Raw genomic sequence first — 23909 nt, forward strand, 5'->3', positions numbered from 1 at the left:
ATGGCCGGTCGGGGGACGAAAGGAGCGGTCAGATGTTGAGCATCCGGGGCCGGGCCTCGGTGTCGAAGGTGACGTTGCCGATGGGACGCGCGTTGCTGCGTACCGGACTCACTCCGGATCTCATGACGCTCATCGGGACGACGGCGACGATCGCGGCCGCGCTGACGCTGTTCCCGATGGGTTATCTGTTCGCCGGGACGCTCGTCATCTGGCTGTTCGTGATGTTCGACATGCTCGACGGCGCGATGGCGCGGGCCCGCGGCGGGGGCACCCGGTTCGGTGCCGTGCTCGACGCCACCTGCGACCGGATCGCCGATGGCGCGATCTTCGCCGGGCTGGCCTGGTGGTGCGCGATCACCGAGCCGCACCATCTGTTGCTGGTCGCCACACTGATCTGCCTGGTCACCTCGCAGGTGATCTCCTATGCGAAGGCGCGCGCCGAGGCGAGTGGGCTCAACGGCGACGGCGGCTGGATCGAACGTCCGGACCGTCTGATCATCGTGCTGGTCGGTGCGGGCTTCACCGGGCTGGGCCTGTCGTGGGCGATCCACATCGCGATGTGGGTGCTGGCGGTGCTGTCGATCGTCACCGTCGGCCAGCGCATGTGGTCCATCTACACCTCGCCCGGTGCGCGAGACCTCATCCCGCTCAACAGGCCGGCGCCCGATGACGATTCCGCGGCCGACGAATCGACCACCGACGGCCCGTCGATCCACGAGCCGATGACCGACGAGCCGATCACCGACCACCCGTCGACCGACGGGGCCGGGCCACCGGCCGACGAGCCTCCGCCGTCGGGCACGCAGCCGCAGGCCGGGGCACACTGACATCCATGTCGATGGTGGAAAGGACCCGATGAGCGCGGTCACCGCGAAACTCTCGGATCTGGCGTATGCGGCGGGTTGGGCGGCGGTCCGGTATGCGCCCGAGACGCCGGCCCGGTCTGCTTTCGATCTCGTCGGCGGGATGGCCGGCCGCCGTAACGGGGGTCCCGACCAGCTGCGTCGCAACCTCGCGCGCGTGATCGGTTCGACACCCGAGGCGGTGCCCGACGACCTGATGGCCGCGGCGATGCGTTCCTATGCGCGCTACTGGTACGAGGCCTTCCGCCTGCCGGCCCACGATCTCGCGGCGACGGCGGCCACGATGACCCTTCCCGACGCCGACCGGGCCAACCTCGACGCAGCTGTGTCCCGCGGCAAGGGAGTGATCCTCGCGCTGCCGCACACGGGCAACTGGGACATGGCCGGTGTGTGGCTGGTTCAGCAGTACGGACAATTCGCGACCGTCGCCGAACGCCTCGAACCGGAGTCGCTCTTCAACCGCTTCGTCGCCTACCGGGAGTCTCTCGGATTCGAGATCTTCCCGCTCAGCGGCGGTGAGCAGCCGCCGTTCGGGCAGCTCGCCGACCGGCTGCGCGCGGGGGGCATCATCTGCCTGCTCGGCGAGCGTGACCTCGCACGTCACGGTGTCCCGGTGACGTTCTTCGGCGAACGCACCCGCATGCCGGCCGGGTCGGCACGGCTGGCCATCGAGACCGGCGCCGCGTTGCTGCCGGTGCATCACTGGTTCACCGAAGCGCCGACGTCGATGGCGTCCGTCGGACCGCCGATCGACGTCTCCGGTGGGGTCGGGTCGGCAACGCAGGCGCTCGCCGACGCCTTCGCGACCAACATCGCCGCCCATCCGCAGGACTGGCACATGCTGCAGCCGTTGTGGGAGGCCGATTGGTCGGCCGAACGCCGCGCACGCATCGAAGAGCCGAGCTGATGCGGATCGGGATGATCTGCCCGTACTCGTTCGACGTACCCGGCGGTGTCCAGGCACATGTGGTGGAACTCGCGCATGTGTTCATCGAACGCGGGCACGAGGTCAGCGTGCTGGCGCCGTCGGCGCAGCAGACCGGACTTCCCGACTACGTGGTCTCGGCCGGTCCCGCGCTGGCGATTCCGTACAACGGCTCGGTGTCCCGGGTGAACTTCAGTCCCAAGGGCTATCTGCGACTGCGTAGCTGGATCGACGAGAACGCCTTCGACGTCCTGCACGTCCACGAGCCGAATGCGCCGAGTATCTCGATGCTGTCACTGATGGTCGCCTCCGGCCCGATCGTCACGACTTTTCACACCTCGACCACCCGATCGATGTGGCTGTCGGTGTTCCAGGGCATTCTGCGGCCCTACCACGAACGGATATCCGGCAAGATCGCCGTGTCGGAGCTGGCCCGGCGCTGGCAGATGGAGTCGCTGGGGTCCGACGCCGTGGAGATCCCGAACGGTATCGACGTGGCCGCATTCGCCAACGCCGAACCGCTGGACGGTCAACCCGCCACCGGCCACACGATCCTCTTCCTCGGCCGGTACGACGAGCCGCGCAAGGGTATCGACATCCTCATGCGAGCCCTGCCCGCGGTGGTCGAGGAGTTCGGCGACGTTCGCGTGCTGATCGTCGGCGGCGGCAACGAGCGGGCGCTGCGGCGTCGAGCGGGTGCCCTGGCCGAGCATCTGGTCTTCCTCGGCCAGGTCGACGACAACACGAAAGCCCGTGCGCTGCGGTCGGCCGACGTCTACTGCGCCCCCAATCTGGGCGGGGAGAGCTTCGGGATCGTGCTGGTGGAGGCGATGGCGGCCGGGGCCGCCGTCCTCGCCAGCGACCTCAACGCCTTCCGGCGTGTGCTCGACGACGGGCGCGCCGGGCGTCTCGTGCCGACCGGGTCGGCCGACGATCTCGCCGAGGCGATCATCGAGCTCCTCGGCGACGACGCGATGCGTGCGGAGATGGTCGCAGCGGGTCGTCGGCGCGCCGACCGTTACGACTGGTCCCGCGTGGCCGACCAGATCCTGCGGGTGTACGAGACGGTGACGGTCGGTGCGGGACCGGTCGTCGTGGCCGAGTAGGGGGGACCGATGACCATGTCCGGACTGACCGTCGCGATCATCGCGCTCATCGTCCTGCTCGTCGTGGTGGCGGGTGGATGGGCGTTTCAGACCGCCAATCGGCTGGACCGACTCAACGTGCGGGTTGATCTCGCACGCCAGGCACTCGACGCCGCACTGGCCCGACGTGCGGTGGTCGCTCGGGCGATCGCTGCCGGCATGATCGCCGGCTACGACGAGGAGGCCCGCGGCGCGGGGCAGGCACTGGCGGTCGCGGCCGATGAGGCCGAGCGCGCGGCGCCGTCGGCGCGGGAGCAGGCCGAGAACAAGGTGTCGACGCTGCTCGCCCAGACCGACACCCAGTCCCGCCCCCAGGGTCTGGTGGTCGAACTCGCCGATGCGGAGACGCGGATCATGATGGCGAGACGGTTCTACAACGACGCGGTACGTGACACACGCAATCTGGGCGAGCGGCGCCTGGTCCAGTGGCTGCATCTGGGCGGTACCGCGGAGTTGCCCCAGTTCTTCGAGATCATCGAACGGATGGCCCCAGGAACCGGCTCCTGACCGGGTCCTGACCGGCTCGGGACGTGCCGGCGAGCTGCTGCGATCGGGTGCGGCGCAGGTCGCCGGTGAGGCCACTGCGCGCACTCGCCTAGAATCGGGGGACAACCGCGTCACGCGGCGCCGGCACCTCGTGCCGAAATGACGACATCAGGAGACATCAGTGAGTCAGTTCCAGTCAGGGAGCACTCCCGGACCGGATGCCCGGAGCACCCTCAACGGCACCACCGACGCCAACGGCGGTGTCGCGCCGACAGTGGGTCAGGGTACGGCCCGGGTCAAGCGCGGCATGGCCGAGATGCTCAAGGGCGGCGTGATCATGGACGTGGTCACCCCCGAGCAGGCCAAGATCGCCGAGGACGCGGGCGCGGTGGCCGTGATGGCGCTCGAGCGCGTGCCCGCCGACATCCGGGCCCAGGGCGGGGTGTCGCGGATGAGCGATCCGGACATGATCGACGGGATCATCTCCACCGTGTCGATCCCGGTGATGGCCAAGGCGCGGATCGGTCATTTCGTGGAGGCGCAGATCCTGCAGAGCCTCGGCGTCGACTATGTCGATGAATCCGAGGTGCTCACTCCGGCCGACTACGCCAATCACATCGACAAGTGGCAGTTCACCGTTCCGTTCGTGTGCGGTGCGACCAATCTCGGCGAAGCCCTGCGTCGGATCACCGAGGGGGCGGCGATGATCCGGTCCAAGGGTGAGGCCGGCACCGGGGACGTCTCCAACGCCACCACGCACATGCGCCAGATCCGCGACGAGATCCGTCGGCTCACCTCGTTGCCCAAGGACGAATTGTTCGTCGCGGCAAAGGAATTGCAGGCCCCGTACGACCTGGTCGTCGAGGTGGCCGAGGCCGGCAAGCTTCCCGTCACGCTGTTCACGGCCGGTGGGATCGCCACACCCGCCGACGCGGCGATGATGATGCAGCTCGGCGCCGAGGGTGTGTTCGTCGGATCGGGCATCTTCAAGTCCGGCAACCCGGCTCAGCGCGCGGCGGCGATCGTGCAGGCCACGACCTTCCACGACGACCCGGACGTGCTGGCCAAGGTGTCGCGCGGCCTCGGAGAGGCGATGGTCGGGATCAACGTCGACGACATCCCCGCGCCGCACCGGCTCGCCGAACGGGGCTGGTAGGCGATTCTGCCGTAGGATCTGCTGATCATGGACGCGGCGACCATCGTGCGGGACGCATCCCGTTGCGGCACCGACACACTGGCCGGTCTGCAGCTCGAATGGGCGGTGGTGTGCAACGTCGGGCGGGTCCGCGAGGCCAACGAGGACGCCGCGCTGGTCGCTCCCGGCACGTACCTGCTGGCCGACGGGATGGGCGGACACGACAGCGGTGAGCTCGCGAGTGAGGCCGCGCTACAGACGCTCGCCGACATCGAGAGCATGCGGGGCCAGAAGGAGACACAGCTCGCTCTCATCGATCTGTTGTCGCAGGCGCAGGACCGGATCGGCGACATCGCCACCGAATCCGAACGCCGGGCCGGGACGACCGCGACCGGTGCGGTGCTGGTGATGCACGACGGTGCGCCCCATTGGCTCGTCCTCAACATCGGCGACTCGCGCACCTATCGGTTGCAGGGCGGTGTCCTCGAGCAACTGACCGTGGACCACTCGCAGGTCCAGGAATTCGTCGATGCGGGTTTCCTCACGCCCGAGGAGGCCCGCATCGACCCACGGCGCAATGTCATCACCCGCGCGCTCGGCGCCGGAATGGTCGAACCGCACGCCGACTTCTTCTCCCTGCAGGCCCTTCCCGGCGACGTCATCCTGGTCTGCTCGGACGGGTTGACCGGCGAACTCCCCGACGAGGAGATCGCCGACATCCTCGTCGGCGCCGAGAGTGCCGAGCAGGCTGCGGACGCTCTGGTGGAGGGGGCGCTGGCTCTCGGCGCCCATGACAACGTGACGGTGGTGGTCGTCCGGGTGGCCGAAGAGATCCCCGAAAACGAGGAGAACTGACGGGAACCTGACGCGGACTCATCGCGTCTAACTCACGACGGCGGGGCGGAAGACCGTCCGCCCCCGGACGAGTGAGGACAACCATGACAGTCATCGCGCATCACGTTTCGCCGCATCGCTCCTCTGTCCGCAACAGCGCACATCGATCCGATCGCCCCGGCCAAGGGAGCGCCGAGACGGGTGACGTCGCCCGCCGCGACGCCGATGCCACGCGTCGGCGACAGGAAGCGCTGGCACGGCTGGCGCAGCGCCGGATGCCACTACCCGCACTGCCCCAGTCCGGGCGAACCGACGTCATCGAGCGGTCCCGACGAGAGTCGCCGGTGGGCGGGCACATGAGTCTCGTCACGTCGATCACGAGCCAGGGGGGCGGTCCGCGCTGCACGTGCACCATGCGCGGTCACGATCTGCCACGACCCGCACTCACCACCCGCGAGGTGGAGGTGTTGCGAACCTGGCTCAAGGTGGACACGAAACCCGCTGTGGCAGCGGAACTTTACATTTCCCTCGGGACGGTCAACACGCACCTGACCCGTATTCGCGCAAAATATGCCGACATCGGACGGGCGGCTCCGACGAAGGCCGCACTGGTCGCACGCGCTGTCCAGGACGGATTGATCACCCTGGACGAACTCTGAGCGCGGCCGACCGGGATCCGAACGTGGCCGTAGGGGGCGCGATACTGTTCTCCCGTGGCAACCATCGAGGAGATCCTTCAGGTCGAGGCGATCGAGACCGACATCTTTCGGGGGCCGGCCTTCCCGAGCCTGCTGCAGCGAACCTTCGGTGGTCAGGTTGCCGGCCAGGCCCTGATGTCGGCCACCCGGACCGTTCTCGAGGAGTACGCGGTGCATTCGCTGCACGGATATTTCCTCCGCCCGGGCAACCCGGACAAGCCGGTGGTCTTCCTGGTCGACCGCATTCGCGATGGTCGCTCGTTCATCACGCGTCGCGTCACCGGTATCCAGGCGGGCGAAGCCATCTTCACGATGTCGGCCTCTTTCCATGTGACCACCGATGAAGGTGTCCGGCATCAGGACCGGATGCCCCCGGCGCCGTCGCCGGATGAACTGCCCGATCAACTCACCGCCCTTCCCGACGACGCGATGGCGATCTTCCAGGAGTGGAAGGAGTTCGACATCCGGATGGTGCCGCCGGAGCAACTGGCAACCTCGAACTATTTCGTCGCCCAGCAGCGGGTCTGGTTCCGTCACCGTCGCCGGCTGCCCGACGACCAGGTCTTTCATGTCGGCACCCTGGCGTACATGAGCGACATGACCCTGCTCGGATCATCGAAGGTCCCACACCCGGATGTGGAGACGCAGACGGCCTCTCTCGACCACGCGATGTGGTTCATGCGTCCGTTCCGCGCCGACGAGTGGCTGCTCTACGATCAGACGTCGCCGTCCGCGGACGGGGGACGCGCGCTCACCCAGGGACGGATCTTCGACCTCGACGGCCGCATGGTCGCGGCGGTCACCCAGGAGGGGCTGACACGAACGGGACGGGCCGAGTCCGCCGACCAGCATGCGCGGCGGGACGGGTGAGCGCCGCCGACCGCCCGAGGATCGGCGTGCTCGCGCTCCAAGGGGATGTCCGTGAGCACCTCGCCGCTCTGACGGAGGCCGGTGCGCAGGCCGGGACCGTTCGCCGGCCGACGGAGCTGGCCGAGGTCGACGCGCTCGTCATCCCCGGCGGCGAGTCGACGACGATGAGTCACCTGCTCACCGTGTTCGATCTGTTCGACGGTTTGCGCGAACGTCTCTCGGCGGGCATGCCCGCCTATGGATCGTGCGCGGGGATGATCTTGCTGGCGACGACGATCCTCGACACCCGCCCGGACGCCCGTCATCTCGACGCGTTGGACATCACCGTGCGCCGCAACGCCTTCGGCCGGCAGGTGGAGAGCTTCGAAACAGACCTGGAGTTCGCCGGCATCACCGATCATGCGTCCGACCCGCTGATGCGTGCCGTCTTCATCCGGGCGCCGTGGGTGGAATCGATCTCGCCCGATGTGGAAGTGCTCGCACGGGTGCCCGACGGTCCGGCGAAGGACCGGATCGTCGCGGTGCGCCAGGGCAACGTGCTCGCGACGTCGTTCCATCCGGAGGTGACCGGTGATCGGCGGGTACATCAGTACTTCGTCGACATGGTCACCGGCGCGTGACGGGAGCGTGGGGGAGGCCGTCGACGCACATCGGTAAGATCGAAGAGTTGGGCGGATCGTCACCACGCGGTCACGTCACCTCGTACGTGCTGTCGACAAGGATGCGGGAGTCTCATGAGCGGCCATTCCAAATGGGCCACCACCAAGCACAAGAAGGCGGTCATCGACGCCAAGCGCGGCAAGATGTTCGCCAAGCTGATCAAGAACATCGAGGTGGCAGCCCGGACCGGCGGCGGTGACCCGTCCGGCAACCCCACGCTCTATGACGCGATCCAGAAGGCGAAGAAGTCCTCGGTACCCAACGACAACATCGAACGCGCCCGCAAGCGTGGCGGTGGGGAAGAGGCCGGCGGCGCCGACTGGCAGACCATCATGTACGAGGGTTACGGCCCCAACGGTGTCGCGATCCTCATCGAGTGCCTCACCGACAATCGCAACCGGGCGGCCGGCGAGGTGCGTACCGCGATGACCCGCAACGGCGGCAACATGGCCGACCCCGGTTCGGTCTCGTACCTGTTCACCCGCAAGGGTGTCGTCACACTCGAGAAGGCGGGCCAGAGCGAGGACGACGTGCTGATGGCCGTGCTCGACGCCGGTGCCGAAGAGGTCAACGATCTCGGCGAGAGCTTCGAAGTGGTCAGTGAGCCGACCGATCTCGTCGCGGTCCGCAGCGCCTTGCAGGAGGCGGGCATCGACTATGACTCGGCGGAAGCGGATTTCCGTGCCTCGGTCGAGGTTCCGGTAGATGCCGAGGGCGCACGCAAGGTGTTCAAACTGATCGACGCGCTCGAGGACTCCGACGACGTGCAGAACGTTTACAGCAACGTCGACGTCAGCGACGACGTACTCGCCGAACTCGACGCCTGAGCATCACCCCGCCGATGTGGTGGGTGGGTGCTCGGCCACGCAGAACATGTTGCCCTCGGGATCGGCGAGCGTCGACCACTGCACCCAGGGCACCTCGTCGAGGACATCCCAGTGGTGTCGGGCCCCGATCCGGACCAGGCGGTCGACGTGGGCCTTGCGGGTACCCCATGGCACGGTGAGATCGAGATGCAGCGTGGGGTGCGGCGCGACCGGGCCCGTTCGCGGACCGAAGAACATCCCGAAACCGTGCGGACCGGCAGGGGCCAGGTAGACACTGTCTCCTGCTGTCGATCGCTCACCGCCGGTGACCGATGCCCAGAAGCCGCTCAGCGCATGCGGATCGCTCGCCTCGATGTTGATCGCACCGAGCGCGATTGCAGGCGGGTTGTCGGCGTGGGGTGCAGGTGTCTCGGGCTCGGTCATGAACGCGACCCTAGAGCATTTTCCGGCCCCCGGAGCTCGCGCGATCCGGCCGGCGTCACGAGGCGCTGACCGCCGGTCGTTCGGGGTGATCGAATCGGACGGCGATGTCGGGGGTCGGGGCTGTGTCGGCGTGACGGACGAGGGCGGGGATCGTCCACGCGTCCTCGCTGGGGGTCCGGCGTCGCAGAGCGGCCTCGCTCATCATCAGCGCGATGGAAGCGTCGACGTCGATGCCGGAGCCGAGGAGCAGCGGACCGGCCAGCAGGATCACCTGGTGGACCGATGCCTCCATCGGGCTGTCGCGGAAGGATCGGTCGCGCGACGCATCCCACAGGCGTGGCAGCCATCGACCCCGGGTGTGCACGGCGTCGACCACCTCGCGTGACACCGCGGCATGGTCGAACCAGACGGAGCCGTAACTCTCCGGATCGGTGTGCCCGTACTCCAGTCGCAGGGATGCGGGTCGGAGGAAGTCCGACATGGAGACCACCGCCGCGGCCCGGCCGCCGGTGACAAGGCGGTCGGCCACCGCCTGTGCGAGCGTCGTGGGCGTTGCGGCGTCGGCACCATCGACAGTGATGACGCGACGGCCGGGCGCTTCGGCCGCGAGCTCCGCGCACAGCTCGACCAGTCCGTCGGGCGAGATGGGATCGAATCGGGTCATGGCACCTGCCATTGTCGCGTGTTGCTCACCCAGGTCGTCGGGGGAGCCGGATAGAATCTCGAACAACTGTTCGGTCGCGGCGTCCGTGGTGGAGGTATGTGTGCGGGTCATGGGAGTCGATCCCGGTCTTACGCGGTGCGGGATCGCGCTGGTCGAGTCCGGACGCGGACGCACGGTCACGGCGTTGGACGTCGATGTCGTGCGCACGCCCAGCGACATGGACCTTGCCGAACGCCTGTTGGCGATCTACACGTCGGCCTGCCATTGGCTCGATGTCCATCAACCTGATGTGGTGGCCATCGAGCGGGTGTTCGCGCAGAATCAGGTCTCCACCGCCATGGGGACAGCTCAGGCCGGTGGCGTGATCGCGCTCGCCGCCGGGCAGCGCGACATCCCGGTCCGGTTCCACACCCCATCGGAGGTCAAGGCCGCTGTCACAGGTAGCGGTCGGGCCGACAAGGCGCAGGTCACGACGATGGTCACGCGGATATTGGGGATGCAGAGCAAACCGCGGCCGGCCGACGCCGCCGACGCGCTGGCGCTGGCCATCTGCCACTGTTGGCGGGGACCGATGACGGACAAGATGGTCGAGGCGCAGAAACGGGCCGAGGAACTGGCCCGGCGACACCGCGGAAGGGTCGCTGCGGCTGCGGCCGCACGAGGAACGAGCACGCGCGGGGCCGGCCCGGCGCGGACACGGAAGGGGGGAGCAGCGTGATCGCTTCGGTACGAGGTCCGGTTGTGGATGTCGCCCTCGATCACCTGGTGATCGATTGCGCCGGAGTGGGGTACCGAGTTCTGGTGACCCCCGCCACGGTGGCGTCGGTGCGGCGGGGCGAAGAGGCGACCCTGCTCACGTCGATGATCGTGCGCGAGGATTCGATGACGCTGTACGGGTTCACCGAACCGGACGCGCGGTCCTTGTTCGCGCTGTTGCAGACCGTGACCGGCGTCGGCCCGCGATTGGCGATGGCGACATTGGCGGTGCTCGAGCCCGAAGCGCTACGACGTGCCTTGGCCGCCTCCGACGTCAAGGCGCTGACCACGGTGCCCGGTATCGGTAAACGGGTGGCCGAGCGACTCGTGGTCGAACTGCGCGACAAGGTGGAGGCGCCGAGTACGCAGGCGGGCGAGGCGGTCATGGCGGTCGGCGGGTCGGTGCGTGATCAGGTCGCCGAGGCGCTGGTGGGTCTCGGGTTCACATCGGGTCCGGCGGACAAGGCGGTGACCGCGATCCTGTCCGATGTGCCGGATGCCGACGCCTCCACCGTGTTGCGCAAATCGTTGGCTCTGCTGGGGAAGACCGCCTGATGGACGATTCGTTGCCCGATCCCGACGAACGTGACGTGAGTCCGGCGGAACTGCATTCCGACGGGGATTACGACGCAGGCCTGCGGCCGCGGTCGCTCGCCGACTTCATCGGTCAGCCTCGGGTGCGTGAACAACTGGAACTGGTACTACGCGGGGCCAAGGGCCGCGGCGGCACACCGGACCACATCCTCTTGTCGGGTCCGCCGGGACTGGGGAAGACGTCGTTGGCGATGATCATCGCCGCGGAGATGGGTGCGGCGATCCGGGTCACGTCCGGACCCGCGCTCGAACGAGCCGGCGACCTCGCCGCCATGCTGTCCAATCTCGTCGACGGAGACGTGCTGTTCATCGACGAGATCCACCGGATCGCGCGACCGGCCGAGGAGATGCTCTACCTGGCGATGGAGGACTTCCGGGTTGACGTGGTCGTCGGCAAGGGGCCGGGGGCGACCTCCATCCCGCTCGACGTCGCGCCGTTCACCCTGGTCGGTGCCACGACCCGATCGGGGTCGCTGACCGGCCCGTTGCGCGACCGGTTCGGCTTCACCGCCCACATGGAGTTCTACGAGACCGACGAACTGGTGCGGGTGTTGCGTCGGTCGGCGGGCATCCTCGGCATCCGGCTGCTCGACGATGCGTCGACCGAGATCGCCCGACGCTCCCGGGGGACGCCCCGCATCGCCAACCGGCTGCTGCGCCGTGTCCGGGATTACGCCGAGGTCCGCAGTGACGGGATCATCACCGTCGACATCGCGCGTGCTGCCCTGGCCGTCTACGACGTCGACGATCTGGGATTCGACCGACTGGACCGGGCCGTCCTCAACGCACTCGTCCGCGGATTCGGCGGCGGACCCGTCGGTGTGTCGACCCTGGCCGTCGCCGTCGGCGAGGAGCCGGCCACCGTCGAGGAGGTGTGCGAACCGTTCCTGGTTCGGGCGGGCATGATGGCGCGCACTCCGCGCGGACGTGTCGCCACCGCTGCCGCCTGGCACCATCTGGATCTCACCCCACCGGCCGGTGCGATGAACGCCAGCTTCGGCGTCCGGACCCGCGACGCCGTCACGGACAGCCTGTTCGACGATCTGTGAGCGAGGCCTGTCCACGGCGACCGTGATGGGGCGTTTCGCGCGGACGTGGCACACTGGGGAGAGCCGCGAGAGGTGCTGGCGCATCCGAGCGTGCCTTCGCGCGGCCTCGGGCCGCCTCGCCGAATCCGACATAACACCCAGACCGAACCGACAAGGATTGTTGCCGTAATCATGGAGTCTCTTTTCTTCCCCCTCCTGCTCGCCCTGCTCGCCGGGTTCATGTTCCTGAGCATCCGCAAGCAGAAGAAGCGCATGAACGAGATGCAGGACATGCAGAACTCCGTGGCCACCGGGGCGCGTGTGCAGCTGACCTCGGGCATGTACGCGACCGTCGTGGATGCCTCGTCGGACTTCGTCGACCTCGAGATAGCCGCCGGCATGGTCACCCGCTTCAACCGGGCGGCCATCGTCCGGGTGGTCCCCACCGAGGACGCGGCCGAAACCTATCCCGGTGCGCTCGGTTCGCGGCCGGAACAGATCGACGACACGGATGGCGCGGACGGTTTCGACGGCTCATCGCCTTCGGATGAGGCCGAGACCCGCACCGACGACACCTACTCCACAGACCGTCCGGGCGAGACGCCGACCGACGACAAGTGAGCGTGATGCCGCAGGCATCCACGACGTGAGATCACCGGCGCCGTACCGCGGGCCGGTGGTTACCGCGCAGTCAGTAGAGTGAGCGACCGACCGGCTCGTTCGCGCGCCACGCCCCGTCGGGTCCGTGCGCGCAATTCCTAGGAGACCAGAACAGCAGTGACCACACCTCGCCGGGCGTCGGCGAAGCGGTCGGGACCTCCGCGTGAGATTCCGCCGTGGAGACCCCTGACCGCATTCCTCGTGTTGTTGGCCGTCGTCTACGGACTGGTCTTCTTCACCGGTGGCGGATCTCCGACCCCGAAGCTGGGGATCGACCTCCAGGGCGGCACCCGGGTGACGCTGACCGCGCGCACGCCGGACGGCAAACCACCGTCGAAGGAGCAGCTCGACCAGGCCAAGCAGATCATCGAGCAGCGTGTGAACGGGCTGGGTGTCTCGGGCTCCGAAGTCGTGGTCAACGGCGACAACCTGGTGATCACGGTCCCCGGTGACGATGGCAAACAGGCCCGGAATCTCGGCCAGACCGCCCGGCTGTACGTGCGGCCGGTCGAGAAGGTGACGGCCGCGACGCCGCAACCCAAGACCGACCAGCAACAGGGCTCGACCGGATCGCCGGACGAGACGTCGGCGGCCGCGATCGACGAGCAGCGCAAGTTGCGGCAGGCCCCGAAGGATGCGAACACCGACGCCCTGACCGCACAGATGGCGAAGATGGACTGCTCGCCGGATGCGCAGGACCCGCTGCAAGGCAATGACCTGCCCGATCAGTACCTGGTTGCCTGCTCACAGGATGGCCAGGAGGTCTACCTGCTCGGACCGGAGATCATCGATGGGCGCGACATCAAGAACGCCTCGGCCGGCACCACTCAGCAGGCGGGCGCGTGGATCGTGCAGGTCGAGTTCAAGGGCGACGCGCAGAGTTTCTGGCCCACCTACACCGGGCAGAACATCGGCAAGCAGACCGCATTCACCCTGGACACCAAGGTCGTCTCGGCTCCGCAGATCCAGGGAGCGATCACCACACCGCAGACCGAGATCAGCGGCAACTTCACCCAGCAGGAAGCCAAGGACCTCGCCAACGTCTTGAAGTACGGCTCCCTGCCTCTGTCGTTCGAGGCATCGGACGCGCAGACGGTGTCGGCGACCCTCGGTCTGTCCTCCCTGAAGGCGGGTCTCATCGCGGGCGCGGTCGGCATGATCGCGGTGCTGCTCTATGCGCTGCTCTACTACCGGATGCTCGGGATCCTGACCATGCTGTCGCTGGTGCTGTCCGGACTGATGGTGTACGGACTGATCGTGCTGCTCGGCCGCTGGATCGGTTTCACGCTCGACCTCGCAGGCATCGCCGGCCTCATCATCGGTATCGGCATGACCGCGGACTCGTTCGTCGTCTACTTCGAACGAATAAAGGACGAGATGCGTGAGGGCCGAAGTTTCAGATCCGCGGTGCCGCGCGGCTGGGCGAGTGCGCGGCGCACCATCTGGTCCGGCAACGCGGTCAGCTTCATCGCCGCCGCCGTCATCTACATCCTGGCCATCGGCGAGGTGCGCGGCTTCGCGTTCACCCTGGGCCTGACCACCATCCTCGACGTCGTCGTCGTGTTCCTGGTCACCCACCCGCTCGTGGTCCTCGCCAGCCGGTCGGAGTTCCTGTCCCGGCCACGGGTCAACGGCCTGGGCGCGGTCAGTGAGGTCGCGCGGGAGCGCCGGCAGGCCGAGCGGGCCGCCCGAGTCGAGGCGTCGGAAGGATCCGCGAAATGAGCAGCATGCAACGGCCCAACTCCGGTCGCGCCGGCGCCGGGCGTGGCGTCGCAGTGCCCGAGACTCCGGTCGGTGACGACGCCGAATCGGCGCAGTCGTCGACGTCGGACGCCAACTATGTGGCGGAACGCAATCGCTCGTTCCTGTCCCGGCTCTACACAGGTACCGGTGCGTTCGGGATCATCCCCAATCGCCGCAGGTGGTACATCGTCACCGCGGTGATCATCGCGATCTGCATCGGATCGATCGCCTTCCGCGGTTTCACTCTGGGCATCGACTTCGAGGGTGGAACCGAGATCTCGATCCCGGTCTCCACCGGGGTCACCGCCGACTCGGTCGAGACCGTCTTCTCGGACACGCTCGGGCAGGAGCCGGAATCGGTGCAGACCGCCGGGTCCGGTTCTTCCGAGACCGTGCAGGTGCGGACCGAGACGTTGTCCCTCGCCCAGAACGAGCAGCTCACCAGGGCGCTGACGGCCCAGTTCGGGCCCGAGTTGACCGCGGACGAGGTGAGTTCGTCCGATGTCAGTTCCACCTGGGGTGGCGAGATCACCCGCAAGATGCTGATCGCGCTCGCCGTCTTCTTGGTGATCGTGTTCGTCTACATCACCGTGCGGTTCGACCGCGAGATGTCGTTGGCCGCGCTGACCTCCCTGTTCTTCGACATCATCGTGACCGCGGGCGTATATTCGCTGGTCGGCTGGGAGGTCACCCCGGCCACCGTCATCGGTCTGCTCACCATCCTCGGCTTCTCGATCTACGACACCGTGGTGGTGTTCGACAAGGTCAATGAGAACACCCGATCGGTGCTGCAGACGACGCGACGAACCTACGCCGAACAGGCCAACCTCGCCGTGAACCAGACCCTCATGAGGTCGATCAACACGACCGTGATCTCGGTGCTGCCAATCATCGCGCTGATGGTCATCGCGGTGTGGATGCTCGGCGTCGGCACCCTCAAGGACCTCGGGTTGATTCAGCTCGTCGGTGTCGTGGTCGGTGCCTACTCGTCGATCTTCCTGGCGGCTCCCCTCCTGGCGACGCTGAAGGAGCGTCGCCCGGACATCAGCCGCCACACGAAACGTGTGCTCGATCGACGTGCCCGCGTCGAGTCCGGGGATGACCTGGCCGATGCACCTCGCCCGGCGAAGGGACGGGCGTCCGGTCGGCGCAATGCGACCGCCGCCGTCGACGACTCGCCCCGTACCCCCACGGGGAAACCGCGACGCTCGCGCTAATCTACGCGTCGTGACTGTGCGGAGCGGGTCGGACACCCGCCGACCATCCGGCCTGCCCGTGACGTCGTCGGTCCTCCTCGGCGTGCTGGTGGTGCTCGCCGGTCTGCTGACCGGATGTGGCGACGACAGCCCGCCCGCCATCGATTACGTCGTGGACGCGCGCATCGACAGCTACAACGCCAACACCGTCGAGGCCAACGCGGACGGTGTGCTGATGGCGACGACCCGCATGCTGCCCGGGTTCAGCTACCTGGGTGCGCAGGGGCAGGTCACCCCGGATCGCGACATCGGAACGGTGACACCGGTGCCGGGTACGAGCCTGGCCTTGCGGTACGACTTCAACCCGGAGGCCCGGTTCTCGGACGGTCCGGCACTCGACTGTGACGACCTGGTCCTCGCCTGGGCCGCGATGAGTGGCCGGTTTCCGGGATTCCGGCAGGCGACCACCGCCGGATACCGCGACATCGAGAAGGTCGACTGTACGCCGGGCGACAGATCGGCGACGGTGTCCTTCGTGCAGGGCCGCGACTATCGGGACTGGCTGTCGCTGTTCGGCGCCGGTACCTTGCTGCCCGCCCACGTGGTGGCGGCAGAGGCCGGTGTCACCGACGTCATCGATCCCATCCGGTCCGGCGACAACGCCGCCATCGGCAAGATCGCGGCGGCGTGGAACGACGGGTTCGACCTGTCACCCGGGACCATCGACGAGACCCGCTTCCCGTCGTCTGGGCCCTACCGGATCGATCACTACTCGACGTCGGACGGCCTCGTCCTCACCGCGAACGAAGCGTGGTGGGGGGATGCCCCGAAGACGCAGCGGATCGTGGTGTGGGACCGCGGAACGGATGCCGACAAGCGTCTGTCGGACGGCGATTTCGATATCGCCGACGTGAGTCGCGGAGCGGTCGCGGGTGACATCGCGCCGTCGGGTGCGGATGCCGAAGTCTCGAAACAATCTCTGCCGCAACCGAACCGGGCACTCGGTGTCGAGGAGTTGGTGCTCGCGCAGAAAGGGGTGTTCGGCGACCTCCGGGCGCGGCGGGCGTTTGCGTCCTGCGTGCCTCGCGACGGGTTGGCCCGTCAGTTCGGGGCCGGAGCACAACTCTGGAACCTACGGGTCCTCGCGCCCGCGGACAACCTCGCCGGACAGCTCAACGGCGCGTTCGGCAGCGCGTACACCCGTCCGAATCTCCCGCGGGCGCAGGCGCTGAGCGACGAGTCCACCGGATCGGCCACTGCGATGACGGTGCGGATCGGCTATCTGGCGCCGATGGAGCGCCGGCGCCAGATGGTCGCCGCCATCGCGGAGTCCTGCCGGCAGGTCGGCATCGACGTGGTCGACGTGGGTTCGGCCGACCTGACGCCGTCGGCGTTGGGTCGTGACGCCGACGTCCTGCTGGTCGCCAACGGCACCGGCTTTGCCGCGGCCGGGGCGGCCAACCCCTCTCGCGACGCATACCAACTGCGGGGCGGGGACCCGCTCAACCTCGGCGGTTTCCGCAACGCCCAGGTCAGCGGTGCGATCGATCAGCTGGTCGCGTCGGATCTCGCCGCTGATCGCCTGGATCTGGTGCGCACCATCGAGAACGCCGCGTGGGCGGAGCTGCCGTCCATCCCGTTGTTCGCCGCGCCTCGGCTGCAGGTGTGGGGTCCGCGGGTCGATAATGTGGTGGCCGGCCTGGGCCGCAACGGCACGGGATGGAACATGGATCGGTGGACGGCACGTGACTGACTCAATCCTCGAACAGGCTCGTGCGGCGATCGCCACCCACACGCGGCTGGTCGCCGATTTCCCGAAACCGGGCATCGACTTCAAGGACCTCACACCGGTTCTGGCCGACCCTGCCGGCCTGGCGGCTGTCGTCACCGCGCTGACCCACGGTTGCGCCGACGTCGAGCTGGTCGCCGGGATCGACGCGCGGGGATTCCTGCTCGGTGGGGCGGTGGCGCGGGAACTCGGGGTCGGCGTGCTCGCGGTGCGCAAGGGGGGCAAACTGCCCCCGCCGGTCCACAGCGTGACGTACACCCTCGAGTACGGCACGGCCACGCTGGAGATCCCCGCCGACGCGATCGACCTGTCCGGCCGGCGCGTGCTGCTCGTCGACGACGTGCTGGCCACCGGCGGCACCGCCGTCGCCGCCGGCGAATTGCTGCATCGTGCCGGCGCACACGTTGTCGGCATCGCGGTGATCATGGAACTCGACGGGCTCGGCGGACGTGCGACCATCGCCGACGGACTGGACCCGCGACTACCGGTGCGTGCGGTCACCAACGGTTGACCTTCGATCCGCGGTCCGCTTCCGGCGACTAGACTCTCCTCATCCGGCGTTCGACACGTCGGCTGAACCGGCGACGGAGCGATGACATCCGATCGGCCGGTGGGTGACCGGACACGGAGAGGAGGTCACGATGCACGACGAGGTCGACACCAACGCCCATCAGGGACGCGTGGACACAACGGGGACGGGCCCGCGGCCCCCGCGTGACACTCTGCCGTCCGCGCCCGATGGGACCAGGCCCTCCGGGGAGACCCCACCGCGTACCGACATCATCGCGACACCCTCGTCGTCGGCGTCGCGGCGTGTGCGCGCGCGGCTCGCCCGCCGGATGACGGCCACCCGCAGCCCGGTCCGCCCGGTGTTGGAACCACTGGTGACCTTGCACCGGGAGATCTATCCCAAGGCCGACACCGCGCTCCTGCAACACGCCTATGACGTCGCCGACGAACGGCACGAAGGGCAGACCCGCAAGTCGGGTGACCCCTACATCACCCATCCGCTCGCGGTCGCGACGATTCTCGCCGACCTCGGCATGGACACGACGACGCTGGTGGCCGCACTCCTGCATGACACCGTCGAGGACACCGGCTATACCCTCGAGGCGCTCGAGAAGGACTTCGGGGCCGAGGTCGCCCACCTTGTCGACGGTGTCACCAAACTGGACAAGGTCGCCCTCGGCAGCGCGGCCGAGGCCGAGACCATCCGCAAGATGATCATCGCGATGGCGCGTGACCCCCGGGTGCTGGTGATCAAGGTCGCCGACCGGCTGCACAACATGCGCACGATGCGTTTCCTGCCGCCGGAGAAGCAGGCGCGCAAGGCGCGAGAAACCTTGGAAGTTATTGCGCCGCTTGCTCATCGGCTCGGTATGGCGACGGTCAAATGGGAACTCGAGGACCTGTCCTTCGCCATCCTGCATCCGAAGCGATACGAGGAGATCGTCCGCCTCGTCGCCGACCGGGCGCCGTCGCGCGACACCTACCTGGCCCGCGTCCGTGCCGACGTCAACAACGCGCTCGGTGGGGCCCGGATCTCGGCCACGGTCGAGGGCAGGCCGAAACACTACTGGTCGATCTATCAGAAGATGATCGTCAAGGGACGCGACTTCGACGACATCCACGACCTGGTGGGTATTCGGATCCTGTGCGACGAGGTGCGTGATTGCTACGCCGCCGTCGGTGTTGTGCACTCCCTGTGGCAGCCGATGGCCGGCCGGTTCAAGGACTACATCGCCCAGCCGCGGTTCGGCGTCTATCAGTCGTTGCACACCACGGTGATCGGGCCGGAGGGTAAGCCGCTCGAGGTGCAGATCCGGACCCACGAGATGCACCGCACGGCCGAGTTCGGGATCGCCGCGCACTGGCGGTACAAGGAGACCGGCTATCGCAAGGGCAAGACCCCGCGCAAGGATGCCGGCGAGATCGACGACATGGCCTGGATGCGCCAGCTGCTCGATTGGCAGCGTGAGGCCGCCGATCCGGGCGAGTTCCTGGAGTCACTGCGCTATGACCTCGCGGTGCAGGAGATCTTCGTGTTCACCCCCAAGGGGGACGTGATCACCCTCCCGGCCGGTTCGACGCCGGTGGACTTCGCCTACGCGGTGCACACCGAGGTGGGCCACCGCTGCATCGGAGCGCGCGTCAACGGCCGGCTGGTCGCACTCGAGCGCAAGCTGGAGAACGGTGAGGTCGTCGAGGTGTTCACCTCGAAGGCACCCAACGCCGGACCGTCGAAGGACTGGCAGAACTTCGTCGTGTCCCCGCGTGCGAAGGCCAAGATCCGGCAGTGGTTCGCCAAGGAGCGTCGCGAGGAGGCACTCGAGGCCGGCAAGGACGCCATCGCCAAAGAGGTCCGCCGCGGCGGATTACCGTTGCAGCGCTTGATGAGTGCCGAATCCCTGGCGGCGATCGCGACGGAACTGCGCTATTCGGACGTCACCGCCCTCTACACGGCGGTGGGGGAGCATCACGTCTCCGCCCGTCACGTGGTCAACCGGCTCGTCGCGGCCCTCGGCGGGCTGGACGACGCGGTCGACGAGATCGCCGAGCGGTCCACGCCCTCGACGCTGCCGACGCGTACCCGCCACGGTGGCGATGCCGGTGTGGTGGTCGAAGGACTCGACAACGTCATGGCCAAGCTCGCCAAGTGCTGCACCCCGGTGCCCGGTGACGAGATCATGGGGTTCGTGACGCGGGGCGGTGGGATCAGCGTGCACCGCACCGACTGCACCAATGCCGCTTCGTTGAAGGAGCAGTCCGAACGGATCATCGAGGTCGCGTGGGCGCCCTCACCGTCGTCGGTGTTCCTGGTGGCCATCCAGGTGGAGGCGCTCGACCGCCATCGGCTCCTGTCCGACGTCACCAAGGTGCTCGCCGACGAACGCGTCAACATCCTGTCGGCGTCGGTGACCACGAGCCGAGACCGCGTCGCGATCAGCAAGTTCACCTTCGAGATGGGCGACCCCAAGCATCTCGGCCATGTGCTCAACGTCGTCCGCAACGTCGAGGGAGTCTACGACGTGTACCGGGTGACGTCGGCAGCCTGACAGCCGCGCTGCGCCCTTCGTGACGGCCCTCCGCTGGCGCTCCGGACCTCCTCAGGGAGCGGGGACAAACGGTCCTCCGCTGGTGGCGGAGCAATGTCCACCCGGTCCCTGAGGAACCCCGGAGCGCGAGCGGTGAGTCCGTCCCGGTCCCTGAGGAACCCCGGAGCGCCAGCGGTGAGTCCGTGCCGATCCCTGAGGAACCCCGGAGCGCCAGCGGTGAGTCCGTCCCGATCCCTGAGGAACCCCGGAGCGCCAGCGGAGGGGTGTCACGAAGGGCGGCCCTTCGTGACGCACGCTCGCTCCCCGAGGCCAGAGTCGCGGCATCTCCCTCGTTGACGCTTCGGACCAGCGCTCAGCGCTGCCCGGTCAGTCCTGGCTGCCGGAATCGACGGTCGCGGTGGTGATCTGCACCGGCTGCTTCGGCCGGCCGTCGTCGGCGCTGCCGTTGGGGCCCGGCGTCAGACCATTCTTCTGGATCTTGTCGAGGACGGTGAGACCGTCCGGGTCGACCTTGCCGACCACCGAATAGTTCGGTGCCAGTTGGCTGTCCTGGAGGACCAGGAAGAACTGGCTCGAGCCGGTGTTGGATTCACCCGACTGCGGATTGTTGCTGTTGGCGATGGCGACGGTGCCGCGGGGATAGACCACCGGGGCGGTGCCGGACATCGGATCGGGCTGACCTGCCGGTTTCAGATCGGTCGGCAGCTCGTCGGGGCTCGACCACCCCGGCCCGCCGGCCCCGGTGCCGGTCGGATCGCCGCACTGCAGCACCTTGAGCGTGTCGCTGTTGGTGAGTCGATGGCACGGGGTGTCGTTGTAGAACTTGTTCTCGGCCAACGAGATGACGGCACCGGTGTTGCACGGCGCGCCCGTGCGGTCGAGCGTGATCGGGATGGCGCCCTGGTTGGTGTCGAGTACCAGGTTGGCGGTGCCTTCCTTGAGCTGCTTGTCGTCGGGCTTAGGTGAGGTGCGCTGCTTCGGTTCGCCCGCGCGCATCTCGTCGAGATAAGCCTGTGCCTGGGCACGCTGGTCGGCCGGGACCTGGGCCGGCACCTCCTTGGGCAATTGATCGAAACGGCTCGGCTGGTCCTCATAGGAACACGCGGTCCACCGGGCGGCCTCGCGGTCGTCGAGCACCTTCTTGACGATGAGAGTCGTCGCCGTCGCGACGATCGCCACGACCACGACGGTCGACACCGAGGCGATGATGATCTTGCGTCGCCGGGCCTGCTGGCGGTCCCTCTCGAGCCGGTCTTCCAGCTTGCGCTTGGCGGCCTCGCGACGTTCCTCGTTGCTGGACACGCGGTTGGACCCTCCTGAACTCGTGTGCCGTGGATTCCCCCCGGGGGATGGCACGCCGGACGTGCCATCGCGACACGTGAATCGGCGCTGATGCTACATCGAGTGGCCAGTGTGCCAGCTGAACCTGAGAGTGGGATTGCCGGGGAGTGTGCGTGGGTCGAGCACGGTCGGGCAACGCCGCGGACGGGCGCGAGTGGAGCCGTCGCCCGCCTTTGTCACAATGGACAGATGCTGATCACCGGATTCCCGGCCGGGATGTTCCAGACCAACTGCTATCTCCTCGCCTCCGAAGCGGGTGCCGAGGCGGTCATCATCGACCCGGGACAGGACGCCGCCGTGCGGGTGCGCGAACTCCTGACCGAACATGACCTGACACCGGTGGCCGTGCTGCTCACCCACGGGCACCTCGATCACACCTGGAATGCCGCCGAACTGTGTGACGAGTTCTCCATTCCCGCCTACATCCACCCCGACGACCGGCCGATGCTGGCCGATCCGGGCATGGGTCTCGGTCGTGCGCTGGGAGGAATGATCGGGTCGCTCGAGTTCCGGGAGCCCGAGAAGGTGATCGACTTCGTCGACGGCGAGGACGTCGACCTGGCGGGTATCCGGATCTCGGTCGATCTGGCGCCCGGCCATACGCAGGGCTCGGTGCTGCTCGGAATCGAGGTCCCGGTCGACGCAGACCCGCAGGACAAGGCCGACGGGGCGCCCGACGTGGTGCCGGTCTGCTTCTCCGGCGACGTGCTCTTCGCCGGATCCATCGGCCGCACCGACCTGCCCGGTGGCAGCCATCAGCAATTGCTCGACTCCATCGCCGCCAAGTTGCTGCCGCTGCCGGACCACACCCAGGTCCTGCCCGGTCACGGTCCGCAGACATCGATCGGAGCCGAACGGGCCGGCAATCCCTTCCTCACAGACCTCGGCCCGACGGGCTCCACACCGAAGAAGGGACGTTACGGACTGTGAGCGGCAACCTCGACGGGGCCCGATCCAAGGACTTCTCCGCGCCGCGGGGCATCCCCGACTACTTCCCGCCGTCGTCGGCGGACTTCCGGCGCGTCCGGGACACGTTGACCGACGCCGCGCGTCTGGCCGGCTACGGCCACATCGAGCTTCCGATATTCGAGGACACCGCGCTGTTCGCACGGGGCGTCGGCGAATCGACCGATGTGGTCAGCAAGGAGATGTACACGTTCGCCGACCGCGGTGACCGGTCGGTCACGCTGCGCCCCGAGGGCACGGCCGGCGTGGTGCGCGCCGTCATTCAGCACGGCCTCGACCGTGGAGCGTTGCCGATCAAACTCTGCTATGCCGGACCGTTTTTCCGCTACGAGAAGCCGCAGGCGGGTCGGTACCGTCAGCTGCAGCAGGTGGGCGTGGAGGCGATCGGGATCGATGATCCCGCGCTCGACGCCGAGGTCATCGCGGTGGCCGACGAGGGATACCGGCGGCTCGGATTGAGCGGCTACCGATTGGAGATCACCTCGCTCGGCGACGAAGCCAGTCGTGGCCCGTACCGAGAGGCGTTGCAGGAGTTCCTGTTCGGACTCGATCTCGATGAGGCGACGCGACATCGCGCCCAGATCAATCCGCTGCGCGTGCTCGACGACAAGCGGCCGGAGATCAAGGCGGCCACCGCGAACGCGCCGCTGATGATCGACTATCTCTCCGATGACGCCCGCGCCCATTTCGACACGGTTCTGACCAATCTGAAACGGCTCGGCGTGCCCTATGAGATCAACACACGGCTGGTGCGTGGTCTGGATTACTACACGAAGACGACATTCGAGTTCGTCCACGACGGTCTCGGTGCCCAGTCCGGGATCGGCGGCGGTGGACGCTACGACGGGCTGATGCGGGTGCTCGGTGCCAAACAGGATCTGTCCGGTATCGGGTTCGGGCTCGGCGTCGACCGCACGATGCTGGCGATGGAGGCCGAAGGTGTCGCGCACGCCGACGTCGCCCGATGCCAGGTGTTCGGCGTCCCGATGGGGGCCGATGCCAAGGCCGAATTGGTCGGCGTCGCCGGTCAATTGCGTGCCGCGGGCATCAGCGTCGACCTCGCCTACGGCGACCGCGGTCTCAAGGGGGCGATGAAGGCGGCGGATCGCTCGGGTGCGCGTCTGGCACTCGTGCTCGGCGACCGGGAGCTGGCCGAGCGGATGATCGAGGTCAAGGATCTCTCGAACGGTGAGCAACATCGGATCGCGTTGGACGCCGTGGTCGAGGAGGCTCGACGGCTGCTGGGGTGA

At 67.8% G+C, this 23909-nt stretch carries 24 protein-coding genes; 21 read left to right on the forward strand and 3 right to left on the reverse strand.

The annotated features are described in order from the left end of the window. Positions 1–32 precede the first annotated feature (32 nt). The 10 genes from pgsA to AC4AMJ_RS06070 all read left to right on the forward strand — a co-directional run bounded on the left by pgsA (position 33) and on the right by AC4AMJ_RS06070 (position 8443). A complete protein-coding gene (gene pgsA / locus AC4AMJ_RS06025) occupies positions 33–827 on the forward strand; it encodes a phosphatidylinositol phosphate synthase (RefSeq protein ID WP_489894942.1) in 795 nt (264 codons plus the stop codon). 28 nt (positions 828–855) lie between these two features. Continuing rightward, positions 856–1770 (forward strand): phosphatidylinositol mannoside acyltransferase, encoded by a 915-nt coding sequence (locus AC4AMJ_RS06030; RefSeq protein WP_489894944.1) that lies wholly within the window; start codon positions 856–858, stop codon positions 1768–1770. Beyond that, a complete protein-coding gene (locus AC4AMJ_RS06035; protein ID WP_489894946.1) occupies positions 1770–2894 on the forward strand; it encodes a glycosyltransferase family 4 protein in 1125 nt (374 codons plus the stop codon). The genes AC4AMJ_RS06030 and AC4AMJ_RS06035 overlap by 1 nt, the downstream gene beginning before the upstream one ends. Before the next feature lie 9 nt (positions 2895–2903). Then, the gene (locus AC4AMJ_RS06040) at positions 2904–3440 is read left to right on the forward strand and encodes a LemA family protein (RefSeq protein ID WP_489917527.1); all 537 of its coding nucleotides are present in this window, start codon (positions 2904–2906) and stop codon (positions 3438–3440) included. Between the two features lie 160 nt (positions 3441–3600). Beyond that, a complete protein-coding gene (pdxS, locus tag AC4AMJ_RS06045; RefSeq protein WP_489894950.1) occupies positions 3601–4575 on the forward strand; it encodes a pyridoxal 5'-phosphate synthase lyase subunit PdxS in 975 nt (324 codons plus the stop codon). Between the two features lie 27 nt (positions 4576–4602). After that, positions 4603–5409: a PP2C family protein-serine/threonine phosphatase gene (locus AC4AMJ_RS06050; RefSeq protein ID WP_489894952.1), complete on the forward strand. Its 807-nt coding sequence runs from the start codon at positions 4603–4605 to the stop codon at positions 5407–5409. Positions 5410–5492: 83 nt separating this feature from the next. Beyond that, positions 5493–6047 (forward strand): response regulator transcription factor, encoded by a 555-nt coding sequence (locus tag AC4AMJ_RS06055; RefSeq protein WP_489894954.1) that lies wholly within the window; start codon positions 5493–5495, stop codon positions 6045–6047. Between the two features lie 54 nt (positions 6048–6101). Further along, positions 6102–6956: an acyl-CoA thioesterase gene (locus tag AC4AMJ_RS06060; protein WP_489894956.1), complete on the forward strand. Its 855-nt coding sequence runs from the start codon at positions 6102–6104 to the stop codon at positions 6954–6956. Next, complete coding sequence (gene pdxT / locus AC4AMJ_RS06065) at positions 6953–7576, forward strand: pyridoxal 5'-phosphate synthase glutaminase subunit PdxT (protein ID WP_489894958.1); 624 nt, start codon at positions 6953–6955, stop codon at positions 7574–7576. The genes AC4AMJ_RS06060 and pdxT overlap by 4 nt, the downstream gene beginning before the upstream one ends. 114 nt (positions 7577–7690) lie before the next feature. Further along, on the forward strand, positions 7691–8443 hold the full coding sequence (locus AC4AMJ_RS06070) for a YebC/PmpR family DNA-binding transcriptional regulator (RefSeq protein WP_489894960.1): 753 nt from the start codon (positions 7691–7693) through the stop codon (positions 8441–8443). A gap of 3 nt (positions 8444–8446) precedes the next feature. Here the strand turns inward: AC4AMJ_RS06070 and AC4AMJ_RS06075 are convergent, their stop codons facing one another. Together AC4AMJ_RS06075 and AC4AMJ_RS06080 are read right to left on the reverse strand one after the other, a co-directional pair. Next, on the reverse strand, positions 8447–8866 hold the full coding sequence (locus AC4AMJ_RS06075; RefSeq protein ID WP_489894962.1) for a VOC family protein: 420 nt from the start codon (positions 8864–8866) through the stop codon (positions 8447–8449). A 55-nt stretch (positions 8867–8921) separates the two neighbouring features. Then, on the reverse strand, positions 8922–9641 hold the full coding sequence (locus AC4AMJ_RS06080; protein ID WP_489917528.1) for a nucleoside/nucleotide kinase family protein: 720 nt from the start codon (positions 9639–9641) through the stop codon (positions 8922–8924). Between AC4AMJ_RS06080 and ruvC the strand changes: the two genes are divergently transcribed. The 9 genes from ruvC (at position 9631) to AC4AMJ_RS06125 (ending at position 20352) form a co-directional block, all read left to right on the forward strand. After that, positions 9631–10248 (forward strand): crossover junction endodeoxyribonuclease RuvC, encoded by a 618-nt coding sequence (gene ruvC, locus AC4AMJ_RS06085; protein WP_489917529.1) that lies wholly within the window; start codon positions 9631–9633, stop codon positions 10246–10248. The genes AC4AMJ_RS06080 and ruvC overlap by 11 nt on opposite strands. Then, positions 10245–10841 (forward strand): Holliday junction branch migration protein RuvA, encoded by a 597-nt coding sequence (ruvA, locus tag AC4AMJ_RS06090; protein ID WP_489894968.1) that lies wholly within the window; start codon positions 10245–10247, stop codon positions 10839–10841. The genes ruvC and ruvA overlap by 4 nt, the downstream gene beginning before the upstream one ends. After that, positions 10841–11929, forward strand: coding sequence for a Holliday junction branch migration DNA helicase RuvB (ruvB, locus tag AC4AMJ_RS06095; protein ID WP_489917530.1), 1089 nt, complete (start codon positions 10841–10843; stop codon positions 11927–11929). The genes ruvA and ruvB overlap by 1 nt, the downstream gene beginning before the upstream one ends. A 171-nt stretch (positions 11930–12100) precedes the next feature. Beyond that, on the forward strand, positions 12101–12529 hold the full coding sequence (yajC, locus tag AC4AMJ_RS06100) for a preprotein translocase subunit YajC (RefSeq protein WP_489894972.1): 429 nt from the start codon (positions 12101–12103) through the stop codon (positions 12527–12529). Between the two features lie 156 nt (positions 12530–12685). Then, entirely contained in the window at positions 12686–14290 is a 1605-nt protein-coding gene (gene secD, locus AC4AMJ_RS06105; protein WP_489894974.1) for a protein translocase subunit SecD, read from the forward strand. Positions 14291–14295: 5 nt separating this feature from the next. Further along, positions 14296–15528 carry a protein translocase subunit SecF gene (gene secF, locus AC4AMJ_RS06110; protein ID WP_489900859.1) on the forward strand — a complete coding sequence of 411 codons (1233 nt, stop codon included), beginning with the start codon at positions 14296–14298 and terminating at the stop codon, positions 15526–15528. Positions 15529–15538: 10 nt separating this feature from the next. Further along, a complete protein-coding gene (locus tag AC4AMJ_RS06115; RefSeq protein ID WP_489917531.1) occupies positions 15539–17260 on the forward strand; it encodes an ABC transporter substrate-binding protein in 1722 nt (573 codons plus the stop codon). Then, entirely contained in the window at positions 17253–17807 is a 555-nt protein-coding gene (locus AC4AMJ_RS06120; RefSeq protein ID WP_489894978.1) for an adenine phosphoribosyltransferase, read from the forward strand. Before AC4AMJ_RS06115 ends, AC4AMJ_RS06120 begins: the two co-directional genes overlap by 8 nt. Before the next feature lie 130 nt (positions 17808–17937). After that, a complete protein-coding gene (locus tag AC4AMJ_RS06125) occupies positions 17938–20352 on the forward strand; it encodes a RelA/SpoT family protein (RefSeq protein WP_489894980.1) in 2415 nt (804 codons plus the stop codon). Positions 20353–20718: 366 nt separating this feature from the next. Here AC4AMJ_RS06125 and AC4AMJ_RS06130 read toward each other — a convergent pair whose 3' ends face one another. After that, complete coding sequence (locus AC4AMJ_RS06130; RefSeq protein WP_489894982.1) at positions 20719–21654, reverse strand: peptidylprolyl isomerase; 936 nt, start codon at positions 21652–21654, stop codon at positions 20719–20721. Between the two features lie 228 nt (positions 21655–21882). On the opposite strand from AC4AMJ_RS06130, the gene AC4AMJ_RS06135 reads away from it, so the two are divergent. After that, positions 21883–22623 carry an MBL fold metallo-hydrolase gene (locus tag AC4AMJ_RS06135; RefSeq protein WP_489894984.1) on the forward strand — a complete coding sequence of 247 codons (741 nt, stop codon included), beginning with the start codon at positions 21883–21885 and terminating at the stop codon, positions 22621–22623. Further along, positions 22620–23909, forward strand: a complete 1290-nt coding sequence (gene hisS, locus AC4AMJ_RS06140) for a histidine--tRNA ligase (RefSeq protein WP_489894986.1) — start codon at positions 22620–22622, stop codon at positions 23907–23909. Before AC4AMJ_RS06135 ends, hisS begins: the two co-directional genes overlap by 4 nt.

It is taken from the genome of Gordonia sp. LMA484 (genome assembly GCF_058129505.1).

Excerpts from the sequence above, each read along its gene's own strand:
- pgsA (WP_489894942.1), top strand. The coding sequence starts at position 33 with ATGTTGAGCATCCGGGGCCGGGCCTCGGTGTCGAAGGTGACGTTGCCG.
- AC4AMJ_RS06030 (WP_489894944.1), top strand. The coding sequence starts at position 856 with ATGAGCGCGGTCACCGCGAAACTCTCGGATCTGGCGTATGCGGCGGGT.
- AC4AMJ_RS06035 (WP_489894946.1), top strand. The coding sequence starts at position 1,770 with ATGCGGATCGGGATGATCTGCCCGTACTCGTTCGACGTACCCGGCGGT.
- AC4AMJ_RS06040 (WP_489917527.1), top strand. The coding sequence starts at position 2,904 with ATGACCATGTCCGGACTGACCGTCGCGATCATCGCGCTCATCGTCCTG.
- AC4AMJ_RS06050 (WP_489894952.1), top strand. The coding sequence starts at position 4,603 with ATGGACGCGGCGACCATCGTGCGGGACGCATCCCGTTGCGGCACCGAC.
- AC4AMJ_RS06055 (WP_489894954.1), top strand. The coding sequence starts at position 5,493 with ATGACAGTCATCGCGCATCACGTTTCGCCGCATCGCTCCTCTGTCCGC.
- AC4AMJ_RS06070 (WP_489894960.1), top strand. The coding sequence starts at position 7,691 with ATGAGCGGCCATTCCAAATGGGCCACCACCAAGCACAAGAAGGCGGTC.
- AC4AMJ_RS06075 (WP_489894962.1), bottom strand. The coding sequence starts at position 8,866 with ATGACCGAGCCCGAGACACCTGCACCCCACGCCGACAACCCGCCTGCA.
- AC4AMJ_RS06080 (WP_489917528.1), bottom strand. The coding sequence starts at position 9,641 with ATGACCCGCACACATACCTCCACCACGGACGCCGCGACCGAACAGTTG.
- ruvB (WP_489917530.1), top strand. The coding sequence starts at position 10,841 with ATGGACGATTCGTTGCCCGATCCCGACGAACGTGACGTGAGTCCGGCG.
- yajC (WP_489894972.1), top strand. The coding sequence starts at position 12,101 with ATGGAGTCTCTTTTCTTCCCCCTCCTGCTCGCCCTGCTCGCCGGGTTC.
- secF (WP_489900859.1), top strand. The coding sequence starts at position 14,296 with ATGCAACGGCCCAACTCCGGTCGCGCCGGCGCCGGGCGTGGCGTCGCA.
- AC4AMJ_RS06125 (WP_489894980.1), top strand. The coding sequence starts at position 17,938 with ATGCACGACGAGGTCGACACCAACGCCCATCAGGGACGCGTGGACACA.
- AC4AMJ_RS06135 (WP_489894984.1), top strand. The coding sequence starts at position 21,883 with ATGCTGATCACCGGATTCCCGGCCGGGATGTTCCAGACCAACTGCTAT.